The sequence below is a fragment of the Bacillus sp. FSL H8-0534 genome (genome assembly GCF_038005885.1).
Classification (GTDB): domain Bacteria; phylum Bacillota; class Bacilli; order Bacillales; family Bacillaceae_G; genus Bacillus_A; species Bacillus_A pseudomycoides.
In genome coordinates this window covers 693353-707163 of record NZ_JBBOUC010000001.1, presented here as the reverse complement: position 1 = coordinate 707163, position 13811 = coordinate 693353, and the positions used below count along the sequence as shown (strand labels likewise).

Annotated in this window: 2 protein-coding genes; both read left to right on the top strand. The window is 31.7% G+C overall.

The genetic code is table 11. The features are described 5' to 3' along the window. Positions 1-22 precede the first annotated feature (22 nt). Positions 23-6541: a non-ribosomal peptide synthetase gene (locus MHH71_RS03820; protein WP_006096884.1), complete on the top strand. Its 6519-nt coding sequence runs from the start codon at positions 23-25 to the stop codon at positions 6539-6541. A gap of 59 nt (positions 6542-6600) precedes the next feature. After that, a complete protein-coding gene (locus tag MHH71_RS03815) occupies positions 6601-13791 on the top strand; it encodes an amino acid adenylation domain-containing protein (RefSeq protein WP_050774421.1) in 7191 nt (2396 codons plus the stop codon). The last annotated feature ends 20 nt before the right edge of the window (positions 13792-13811 follow it).

Here is a 13811-nt window from a genome sequence, read left to right as displayed (position 1 = left end):
GTCTAATGAGGAGGAGATAGTAGTGAAATCAAGTGAAAATAAATTATCCGAAGTAAAAAAAAATTTACTTCGAAAGTTGCTTCAAGGAACCAGTAATGATTCTAGCGAAAAGATAAGACCATATCCGAGAGAAGGAACGATTCCATTGTCATATGCTCAAAAACGTCTATGGTTTTTAAGCCAATTATATCCTAACAATCATTTTTATAATGTTCCTTATGTTATTCATTTCAAAGGTAATCTTCATATTGAAAATTTAAAGAAAAGTACTTTGATGCTAATCAAAAGGCATGAAAGTTTGAGAACTACATTTCAAGAAATTGATGGAACTCCAGTTCAGGTTATTCAAGAAGAGTATCAAATTGATATTCCAGACATAAATCTTAATCATTTGTCATTAGAACAACGTGAGAAAGTGGCTTTGGAAATAATTGAAAAGGACATAAAAACTCCTTTTGATATTCAAAAGGGACCTAATGTTCGTGCTCAAATTATTTCTTTAGATAATGAAAATCATTATTTTATTTTTAATGTTCATCATATTTGTTTTGACGGATGGTCTGCAGGGGTTTTCTTTAAAGAACTTTCGTCTCTTTATGAAAGTAATATAGACAAAAGTTTAAATAACTTATCTAAATTATCGATTCAATATGCGGATTATACTTTTTGGCAGAAAGAATTATTGGAAGGTGGAGAATATGATCGTCAACTAAGATATTGGGAAGACAAGTTAAACGGTGATATTCATCCGATTACATTACCTTATGACAAATTAAAAAAAGAACAGAGCTTTAATGGAGCAATTGTTCCGTTCTATATAAATTCGGATGTGTATCAAGAGATAAAAAGCTTGAGTAATAAAGAAGGAGCTTCTATTTTTATGACCCTTTTAGCAATTTTTAAATTGCTATTATCTCGGTACTCTAATCAGAATGACATTCTGGTAGGAACTCCTATTGCCAATCGTAGCCATAAGGAATTAGAAGGTATTATTGGATTTTTTGCTAATACCCTTATTTTAAGAACAGATGTATCTTGGGAATTAACCTTCCGTGAATTGCTAGAACGCATACAAAAGGTTTGTTTAGATGCGTATTCCCATCAAGATTTACCATTTGAAAAAATTGTTGAAGAGTTAGCACCCGAGCGAGATCTGAATAAAAACCCGTTATTTCAAGTTATGTTTAATTTTTATGAGGCACCAGATCAAATAGCTTTTAAGGGATTACAAACTAATTTTATAGATTTTGATAATAAAACGGCAAAATTTGACCTTCAGATGGAATTTGTAGAAAAGGATGAGGGGTTATACGGGATACTCGAATATAATACAGATTTATTTCATAAGGAAACGATAGATAGAATGATAGGACACTATCAGAAGCTAACCGAAGTAATTGTGAGGAACCCAGACTTAAGCATCAAAGATATTTCTTTTCTTTTAGAAGAAGAAAGGAATCTTTTACTAGATGAATGGAATGAAACAACATCCACATACTCAGATGAGAAATGTCTACACCAGTTATTTGAAGAAAAGGTGAACCAGTATCCTGACGATGTGGCAATTATTTATGAGGATCAAAAAATCACATATAGAGAATTGAATCGACGTGCAAATGCTCTTGCTATGTATTTAAAACAACAAGGTGTAAGCCCTGATATGGGTGTGGGCATTTATATGAGAAGGTCTATAGATATGGTAATTGCAGTTATTGGAATTTTAAAAGCGGGAGGAATGTATGTACCTTTAGATCCAAATTATCCGGTTGAACGTTTAGAATATATTAGTAAAGAATCTAATCTATTCCATATATTGATGCATAGCGAACTGGATGGATATTCAAATTTTCATGCTGTAAATAAAATTTATTTGGATAAAATCTGGGATCAATTGACTTTAACAGATCAAAATGTAAAAAACGATGTTAATCCTCAAAATCTAATTTATCTAATTTATACATCAGGATCTACTGGTAAACCAAAAGGCATTGGAATGACCCATCAAGCTATAGTTAATCTAATTGAGTGGCAGGATAAGAAATGGATTTATCCCGGTAAAGTTAATTCACTACAATTTTCTAGCCTGAATTTTGATATGTCCTGTTTAGAGATTTTTTCAACATTTAATTCAGGCGGAACATTAGTTATTCCTAATGAATCATGTATAAGGGATCCATATTTGTTGTTGCAACTAATCTTAAAACAAAAAATAGAAAGAGCGAGTTTCCCTTATGTTGGATTTCAACAATTATGTGAAGTCTCTAATAATGTTGACCCGTTAGAATTTAACTTGAGAGAAATTATTGTTACAGGTGAACAGTTAAAACTTACTCCTAAGATTCGTAGTTGGATAAAAGGTATTAAAGATTGTGTATTACATAATCATTATGGTCCATCGGAAACTCATGTTGTTACATCATATACTATACTGGATGTTGATAAAGAGGATAATCTGCCACCAATTGGTAGACCAATAAGTAATACTAAGCTATATGTGCTGGATAAAAACTTGAAATTGGTTCCCCTAGGTGTTGTGGGGGAATTATATATATCTGGGGATTGCTTAGCCAGGGAATATTTAAATCGACCAGAATTAACGAAAGAGAAATTTATTGAAAATCCTTTTTGTTTAGAATCAGATGAAAAGATGTATAAAACTGGTGATTTAGTACGTTATAAATCTGATGGTAATATTCAATTTTTGGGTAGAATTGATAGCCAATTAAAAATTAGGGGATACAGAATTGAACCTAGTGAGATTGAATCGATAATAAATCAATTTCTAGGCATAAAAGAAGTAGTAGTTGAATCGAAAAATAATGCATCAGGCTATCCTTATCTTATTGCTTATTATGTTACAGATGGAATGAAACAAATTAAAAATGAAGAAATAGAATCATTTTTAGTTGATAAGTTACCAGATTATATGATTCCTAGATTTTATGTACAATTGGATGCGATACCTTTAACTCCTAGTGGGAAAATCAATCGTCTTATCTTACCAGATCCTAATTTGAAAAAGCTTAATTATTCTGAAGCAAATATACTTGAAACAGAAACTGAAAAACAAATGGCTCTAATCTGGAGTGAGGTACTTGGTTACGAACATATTGGTAGAGAAGATAACTTTTTCCACCTAGGGGGTCATTCTCTTATAGCGACCCAAGTTATATCACGTATCCGAAAAAAATTTAATATTGAAATACCTCTTCGTGGAATATTTGAATATCCGGTTTTGAAATATTACTGTAAGCAACTAGATAAAGAACTTTTAAAAGAACGTTTTATATTAAATAATGAAATCCTATCAATAGAGAAGGAAAAGGAATGCCCTTTATCTTTCTCACAAGAGCGTATTTGGTTTTTTGATCAAATGGAGCCTGGAAATTCTGTATATAATTTAGACTATTCAATTGAAATTACAGGGGAAGTAGATATTTCCTTACTAGAAGCGAGCTTGAATTTTGTTGTTAATCGACATGAAATATTAAGAACAACTTTTCAAGAAGTTGATGGAACCCCCGTTCAAGTGATTGCTTTAGAATCATATATACCAGTTTCATATGTTGATTTACGGTATATATCTAACGATAGGGTTTTTGAATATGCTAGACAGTTAGCTGCAGAAGAAGTAAATCAGCCTTTTAATCTAGCAGAAGGTCCTTTAATTAGAGCAAAAGTATATCAATTAGATTTAAACAGATATATTTTAGTTGTTAGTATGCATCATATTGTGACAGATGGTTGGTCTATGAAACTATTTGGGGAAGAGTTATTTAGTTATTATAAATCTTATGGTAAAAATACGATTTCTCATGTACCTAAATTACCTATTCAATATAAAGATTTTGCATACTGGCAAAGAAAACAAAAAAGGGGTAATTTACAGAAACAATTAGCATATTGGAAGGAGAAATTAAGTGGTGAACTTCCTATATTAAATATGCCAAGCGATTATATGAGATCTCAAACAAGATCCTTTAAAGGAGATCAGCTCTCTTTTGCAATCGAGGAAAATTTAGCTGCGAAATTAAAAACGTTTAGTCAAGAACATGGTGTCTCACTTTTTATGACTCTAATAACTGGTTTTAAAGGATTATTGTTTCGGTATACAGAACAAGAGGATCTTATAGTTGGGACTCCTATAGCTAATCGAAATCACAAAGATATTGAAAACTTAATTGGTTTCTTTGTGAATACATTACCGCTACGTACAAAATTAAATTCGTCAATGAGCTGGAAAGAGCTATTAAATAATATAAAACAAGTAACTTTAGAAGCTTATGAAGGACAGGATATACCATTTGAGAAGCTAGTTAATGAAATACAACCTAAGAGAGATTTAAGTAAATCGCCCATATTTCAAGTAATGTTTGCTTTTCAAAATAAGCCAATTACGACCGTTGATAAAATTACAGAGTTAAGTATCCAATCTATTAATATAGAGGGAAATACATCACTTTTTGATATAAGTATGTCATTAGAAGAAAAAGGAGAGCAAATAATAGGTGTGGTTGATTATTGCTCAGATCTATTTAAGCGAGATACAATTCAAAGGTTTATTAATCATTATTTAATTTTATTAGAAGAAATCGTGTGGAACGTTAATCAGAAGGTTCTTGAAACTCAAATGCTAAGTACTGAGGAAATGCAAAAAGTAATAGTGGATTGGAATCGAACTGAATATCCATTTCCTGAAAAGATGTGTGTGCATAAGTTAATTGAAGAAGTCGTAAAAAGGTTACCAAATCATACAGCAATAATGTATCAAAATAAATCTATCACTTATTGGGAACTAAATGAAAAAGCGGAGCAAATGGCCCGATTTTTAAAAGGAAAACATGTTGGACCTAATACTCCAGTAATACTTTGTATGGATCGTTCTATCGACTTTATTGTTTCAATTTTAGGGATTTTAAAAGCAGGCGGTGCTTATGTCCCACTAGATCCTAGTTATCCGCAAGATAGGTTATCTTATATGATTAAGGATTCTCAAGCATCGGTAATCTTAACTTCATTAAAATATGAGAATATTTTCTTACAACATAAGCAAGAGGTAATTACTTTTGAAAATGTACCAGATCAAGTTGATTTAACTGAGTCAGTTCAAAAAAAATTAGAAGAACAAGATCACTCTGAACATTTGGCTTTTATTATTTATACTTCTGGTTCTACGGGGAAACCAAAAGGAGTTCCAATTAAACATCAATCTATAGTAAACTTCATTCATTACATGACTGATTTTTGTGAATTTACAAAAGATGATAGAGTAGGGCAATATACAAGTATTAGTTTTGATCTTTCAGTTATGGATATTTTTATGACGCTTGTAAAAGGAAGTACCTTAGTTTTAAGTCCGAATAATGTATTATCTGCTAATGAATTTTCGGATTGGATTGAAGGAAATAAAATTTCTAGTATCTGTATTCCAACGGCTTATTGGGATTTTTGGGTTAGAGAAATATCTAATGAAAAAGTGCTATTGCCTTCATCTTTACGCATGATTTTAGTCGGAGGAGAAAAAGTTTCATTAGCAACGTATAAGGAATGGTATGAAATTTCTGGGGAAATACCTTGTTTAATTATCTATGGTCCTGCAGAAACAACGTGTGCTTCAACTGTGTACAAGCCCGAAAATCAATGGAACCATGAAGTTGTAACTGAATTGCCAATTGGACGGCCTATTGCAAATACGGAAGTCTATGTCCTGAATTCAAACATGCAACCAGTACCTATTGGAGTGCCGGGTGAGCTGTATATTGGTGGAGTTGGATTATCGCCTGGTTATTTAAACCTTCATGAAAAGAATGAAAAACATTTTGTTAAACATCCATTTAAAGAAGGGAAACGTTTGTATAAAACTGGAGATAAAGTAAAGTTATTATCAAATGGACAATTAGTCTTCTTAGATCGATATGACAATCAAATTAAATTAAGGGGATTCCGTATTGAACTTGGGGAAATTGAAAAAACACTAGAACAGCATTCATATATACAAAAGGCAATAGTGATTTTAAGGGATGATGTAATTGAGGGGCAAAAACAATTAGTTGCCTATATTCAAACAAGAGAGATAACGGAGGAAATAAATTCCTATAAATTAAAGGAGTATATGGAGAAGAGAGTCCCGAACTATATGATTCCGTCTTATTTTGTATTAGTAAAAGAGATGCCAAAAAGCCCTAATGGAAAAATAGATCGAAAATCATTACCAAAGCCAAAAGAAGAAACAATTAAAATAGATGTACAAATTTCACCTAGGAATGAAATTGAAGTGAAGTTGGCAAATATTTGGATGGATGTTCTTAATCTTAGATCGATTAGTATGAATGATAACTTCTTTCATTTAGGAGGTCATTCTCTTTTAGCGACTCAAGTTATATCGCGAATTAGAACATTATTTGGAATAGATGTACCATTGAAAAATATTTTTGAGTATCCAACAATATCTCAATTAGAAAAAGTCATTAAAAACATGGGACTAGAAAAAAATGAGGGAAAAATTGTGAAGAGAAGAAGGGATTTACATCGATTACAATAGAGAAGTTATAATCAAAGATCCAATGTTCACTAATTATAATGTGGAAGGAGAAAAATAAGGTGTTTCAAAAAGAGACAGATAAATCGAATGAAGTAGTAACCACTGAGGAGTACTATACATTTCCAGCATCTTTTGCTCAAAAAAGATTATATTTTTTAAATGAACTTTTATCTGATTCTTCTGTATATAACATGCCGATGTTTGTATCTTTGAAGGGGAATTTGAATAAAGATGCATTAGAAAGAGCCTTAAATACTTTGGTGAACTTACATGAAGCGTTGAGAACACATTTTAGTATGATTCAAAATGAAGTCATGCAAATAATTAGACCTTATTCTCAATTTAAATTAGAAATAAAATTAGTCCGAAGTGAGTTAGAAGCTAATGCTTATATGGAAGTAGAAGCAAGAAAACAGTTTGATTTAAACAAAGGACCACTTTTTGAAGCTACATTATTAACAGATGAAAAAGAAACTCATTTTTTATTAATTAATATGCATCATATTATCTCCGATGGATGGTCTGTAAGCATTTTGTTTAATGAAACATTCAGGTTGTATCAATCATTTGCAGTAGATGAAGAACTCCCTTTATCGGAGCCAGAATTTCAGTATGCCGATTATTCTGGATGGCAGGAAGAACAATTTGAAAAAAGTCATTGGCAAAAACAATTAGCGTATTGGAAAGAAAAACTTGGTAATGATTTGCCGGTATTGCAATTGCCTACAGAAAAATCTAGGTCAAAAATTGTAAGTAATAGAGGGAGTTTCACTCAATTTACAATACCTCTTGATGTATCAAAAGGTATCAGTCAATTATGCCAGACAGAGAATAGTACGTTATTTATTGGTGTACTTACAGCGTTTAATATACTTTTAAGTAAATATTCACAACAGGAAGATATAATAATTGGAACTACGATTGCAAATAGAAACAGAATTGAATTTGAAGAAACGCTTGGTTTGTTTGCAAATACAATTGCTATTAGAACAGATCTTTCTAACAATCCTACTTTTAGAGAATTATTAAAAAGAGTACGCAATGTAACTATCGAGGCATATGATAATCAGGATATTCCTTTTGAGAAAATTGTAGAGGAGTTAAATCCTACTCGAAGTTTGAATCATTCTCCGATATTTCAAGCAATGTTTGTATTGCAAAATACACCCGACATACAGTGGAATTTAACTGAATTAGAAATTCAACCTATTAAGATAGATACAGGAACAGCGAAATTTGAATTGACATTAGATATGGAAAATACAGTTGATGGTTTGGTAGGGGTATTGGAATATCAAACAGATTTATTTAATCAAGAAATTATTGATAGAATGTCTGCTCATTTTCAGACATTACTAGCCAATATTGTCCAAAATCCAGATCAACCTATAAATGAATTACAATTCATAATAGAAAGTGAGAGAAGAGAGTTACTATATAGATCTATAGAAAAACAAGATACATCTTTATGTAGTCATGAAATATTTGCAAAGCAAGCCGAGAAAACTCCTGATGCTATAGCCATTATCTTTGAAGATCAGACTATAACTTATGAAGAGTTAAATCAACAAGCTAATCAACTAGCTCATTATCTTCGAAAAAAGGGAGTAGGTCCGGAAATAATGGTAGGGTTATGTATAGATCGATCAATTGACCTTATCATTGGGATATTAGGGATATTAAAGGCTGGTGGAGCTTATGTACCAATAGATCCAACAATTCCTAAGGCGAGATTAGACTATTTTATCCAGGATTCAGGAATAAACCTTCTATTAACTCAAGATGATTTGAGCAATGAGTATTGCACACAAAATATAGATAAGATTTTGTTAGATAAGGATTGGTTAAAAATAAGTAAAGAAAGTAAAGAAAACTTGAATAGTGACGTACATCCAGGAAATTTGGCTTATGTCATTTACACATCGGGTTCTACGGGTGATCCAAAAGGTACGCTAATACCACATGAAAATATTACTAGATTATTTGCATCAACAAGCAAGTGGTTTCAGTTTAATGAAAATGATACGTGGACTTTATTTCACTCATATGCTTTTGATTTTTCAGTTTGGGAAATATGGGGAGCATTACTCTATGGTGGTAAATTAGTTATTGTACCTTATTGGGTTAGTAGAGATACTGAGAAGTTTTACGATTTACTTATTAAAGAAAAAGTTACCATCTTGAATCAAACGCCTTCAGCTTTTTATCAGTTAATTAAGATAGATGAAAAGAGGTTATTATCGCCTACTCAGCTAAGTTTAAGAAAAGTTGTCTTTGGAGGTGAAGCACTGGAATATAGATTGTTACGTCCTTGGATTCAAAAGTATGGAGATAAAGTGCCACAGTTGGTAAATATGTATGGAATTACAGAAACTACTGTTCATGTTACTTATAGGCCAATAACATATGAAGATATAGAGAAAAATATCAAAAGCATGATAGGTATCACAATTCCAGATTTATATGTTTTAGTTTTAGATGCATATATGCAACCCGTACCGGTTGGTGTACAGGGTGAACTTTTTGTAGGAGGAGCAGGATTGGCAAGAGGGTATCTAAATAAACCAGAATTAACTGCTACTAGATTTATAGATAATCCTTTTAGTCAAGAGCCAGAAAAATTATATCGAACAGGTGATTTGGGGAAAATATTATTAAACGGTGAAATTGAGTATTGTGGACGTATAGATAATCAAGTGAAAATACGGGGGTTTCGTATTGAGTTAGGGGAAATTGAATCAAAGCTGGTTTCACATCCAAAAGTAAGAGAGGCTGTTGTGGTGGTAAATGAAGATAGTGACGTAAATAAAAAACTATTAGCATATGTTACTTCTTCAAACGATATCAAAAGTAAAGAATTAAGAGACTTCTTGAGAGAAACGCTTCCAGATTATATGGTACCTTCGCAATTTATGATTTTGGAGCAAATTCCACTCACGAGTAACGGTAAGATCGATAGAAGACAATTGTTAAACAGTATTAGTGAAGTTACGGTTAATAAAGAAGATTATATAGGGCCGAGAAATGAAGTAGAAGAGATAATAACAGAAATATGGTCAAATGTCTTAGAACAAAAACTTATAGGAATTGATGATAATTACTTTGAGTTAGGTGGAGATTCAATTAAAAGTATTCAGATCTTATCATTAATAAAAGAAAAAGGTTACACTGTTGACATGGCAGATATATTTATGCATCAAACTATTCGTAAATTAGCACCAAATATTAGAAAGAAAAGTAATTTTTCGACACAATTAATTGAGTCTTTACCAGTAATCTCTAAAAAAGATATGCAAAAAATAAGTAACAATGTAGAAGATATTTACCCATTAACAAAACTTCAAGAAGGAATGTTGTACCATAGCGAACTGTCAAGCATAACACCTATATATCACAACATTTCAACTTTTAGGATCAGAGCGCCTTATGAGGAAGAAGCATGGACTTTTGCATTTGAAGAATTGTTATCACGACATCCAATTTTACGAACATCATTTGACTTTATAAATTTTAGTGAACCTATGCAAATAGTTCATCATAAAGTTGAACTGCCTATAAAGTTTGTTGATTTGACTCATTTGAACAAAAAAGATCAGGATGTAGAATTAAATAAAGAATTTGAATACGAGACAATTACTTCTTTTGACTGGATGAAAGCACCTCTTTTGAGAGTCAGGATTTATAAACTTTCTGACGATGTTATACAGATGTCGATTATAGAGCATCATGCTATCTTAGATGGCTGGAGTGTTGCTTCTATGCAAACTGAATTATTTAGTTTATATCAATCTAAAATTAAAAAAGAACGAACAGATAAAAACAGTAAACCCAAAGTATTATTCAAACATTATTTGGAATTAGAGAGAAAGGCATTACATGATCAGAAACAGAAAGAATTCTGGATAAATAAGCTAACTAATATGACATTTTCGAAGATGCCTCGTTGGAATAACGTCGAGATGGAATCCAAGATGGAATTAGTAGAGTTTAATATTCCAAAAGAATTATCTAATGCTATCAAATCTTTAGCTATGAATATAAAAGTACATGTTAAAAGTATATTACTTGCTGCTCATTTTAAAGTAATTTCTATACTAAGTGGGAATCAAGATATTGTTACAGGGGTAGTATCCAATGGTAGAAGTGAAGAAAAAGATGGTGAGAAAGTATTAGGGCTATTTTTAAATACTTTGCCAATAAGAATTAATGTTTCAGGAGGTACTTGGATAGATTTAATAAAAACAACATTTAAAGAAGAGCAAGAAACTTTAGATTTCCGTCGCTATCCAGTTTCTCAAATTCAACAAGATTGTGGTGGAGATATGCTGTTTGAAACATTTTTTAACTTTACCAATTTTCATGTGTACAAGTCTGTTTCTGATTTGAAAGATATTGAGATATTACAAGAAGATGGAATAGCAAATACTAGCTTCCCATTTGGTGTAGAATTTGGACAAGATTTATCTACGTCGGATATTAGAATGGATTTAAGATGGGATATGGCAGAGTTTAGTAAGGAGCAAATTGAATTAATAGGTGATTATTATTTAAAAGTACTAAATTCAATGGTAGATAATCCAAAGGGAAATCATGAAAGTAAGCATTTCTTATCTGAAAAAGAAATGAAATTGATGAAAGAATGGAATGATACTCAAGTATTATATGAGGAAGATCATATACTTCACAGGTTAATTGAATTCCAAGTAGAAAAAAGCCCAGAACAAATAGCACTTAAGTTTGAAAAAGAAACTTTGACGTATCGAGAGATGAACAACAGGATAAATAATTTTGCAAATGAATTAATTGAATCTGGCGTAAAACCAGGTGACTTTATTGGAATTTGTTTAGACAGGTCTATTGAAATGGTAATTAGTTTAATTGGAATTCTTAAAGTTGGTGCAGCTTATGTACCGATGGATCCTGAAAATCCGGTTAATAGAATAGCGGATTTAATAAAAGATTCAGGAATATCTATGTTAATTACTAATCAGAGGCTAAAAGAGAAAATTTCTTCCTCTACTCAAAGAATAAAGTGTATTGAGGAAAAAGGTGAGATGGCTGCATATCGTTTTATAAAGAATCCTAATGTTGAAGTATCAGAAAAAGACATGGCATATATGCTGTATACTTCTGGGTCAACTGGGAAACCTAAAGGAGTTATTGTATCCCATCGTGCCATTTGTAACAGGTTATTATGGAAACAAGATTATTTTAAATTGAGTAATAACGATAGAGTGTTACAAAAGACACCTTATACATTTGATGTATCGATATGGGAATTTTTCTGGCCTTTAATAACGGGAGCGTGTTTGGTTATTGCTAAACCGAATGGGCACAAGGATCCAAATTATCTAGTAAACATTATTCAAGAGGAAAATATAAGTACAGTTCATTTCGTTCCATCAATGTTACAAGAGTTTATAGAAGAAGATATAGGGAATTGTACTAGTTTGAAAAGAGTTTTATGTAGTGGCGAAGCTTTACCTTTTGATTTGCAACAGCGTTTTTTTGCCAAATCAGAAAGCGATCTATTTAATTTATATGGTCCAACCGAGGCTGCTATTGATGTAAGCTGTTGGAAATGCATACGAGATGATAAAAATAAAATAGTCTCTATTGGAAAACCAATTTCTAATATTCAATTATATATTTTGAATAATGAGTTACAACCTGTACCAATTGGTGTAACAGGAGAATTATTTATAGGTGGTGTAGGTTTAGCAGAAGGATATCATCAACAACCAGCTATTACGGAGGAAAGATTCATTGCTTCTCCATTTAGTACGAATTCTAAAGAGAGGTTATATCGTACTGGAGATTTAGCCGCATATTCACTGAATGGGAATATCGAGTATAAAGGGAGAACAGATTACCAAATAAAAATTCGTGGATTTCGTGTTGAACTGGGTGAAATAGAATCTGTTATAAGTAGTCATCCTATTATTCGAGATTGTGTAGTTTTATATACAGAGATGGTAACGGGTATGGGACATTTAGCGGCGTATCTAGTGACAAATCAAAACGATAATATAGAAATAAAAGAATTGCAGGAGTATATTCGACAGATTTTACCGTATTATATGGTTCCGACCAGTTGGACGATATTAGATAACATGCCTCTAACATCAAGTGGAAAGGCTGATCGAAAACAATTACCGGCCCCTGATTTTATGTTAAACATACAAGGGGAATATGTTCCAGCACGAGACTTATTAGAATGGAAACTAGTTCGTATCTGGGAAGAAATACTTCATGTGAAACCAATTGGAGTGAGAAATACTTTTGTAGAATTAGGTGGACATTCCCTATTAGCTGTTAGATTAATGACTTTAATTAAGAAGAAGTTATTTAAACAAGTAACTCTCCCGCTACTTATGAAAAACGATACAGTGGAAAAAATGGCTTCAGTTTTAAGGAAAGAATATGAATGTGACACAGAATCTTCAATCGTTAAGATTCAATCAGGTAAATCTACATCTACACTTCCACTTTTTTTAATTCATCCAGTGGGAGGAAACATATTTTGCTATAAATCATTGATTGAATCTTTAGGTGATAACTTTACAATCTATGGAATTCAGTCACCGAGTATTAGCGGTGGATTAAATAATTTAAATACACTAGATAAAATAACAGATTTTTATATTAAGGAAATAAAAAAGGTACAACAGCAGGGGCCATATTGTATTGTTGGGTGGTCTTTTGGTGGAGTAGTTGGGTTTGAAATAGCACGAAAGTTGAAAAGTAATGGTGATAAAATAAAAACTTTAACATTATTGGATAGTTACCTCTTAAAAATCCCGAAAGAACAGTTTGAAGACGAAAAATTTTACCTTCTGTCATTTCTAGATGATTTATTAAATTCTTTAGGGGACGTTGAATCAAAAGAGATAGAGGAACAGATAAAACAATTTATTATAAGAGAAGATTATCTAGAACATTTATTCATTAAGCTGGAAGAAAAAGGCTTTTTGCAGGGGCTAGAATTTTCTCAATTTGTAACATACTTCAATGCGTATAAAATAAATTTACAGGCACTCTCTAGTTATCAACCGAAAGTTTATGATGGCAACATAATGTATTTTAGGGCAGAAGATTCCAAAAGTGATACAAGGCTAAATATTAATGAGTGGAAAAGATTGGTGAATGGTAATTTTGAAATTCAAGATATCCGGTCAAATCATTATCAATTATTACACTCTCCTCATTCAGAGGTTATAGCTCAAACAATAAAATTATTCATGTATTAATAAAATTTAAGGGGTATTCT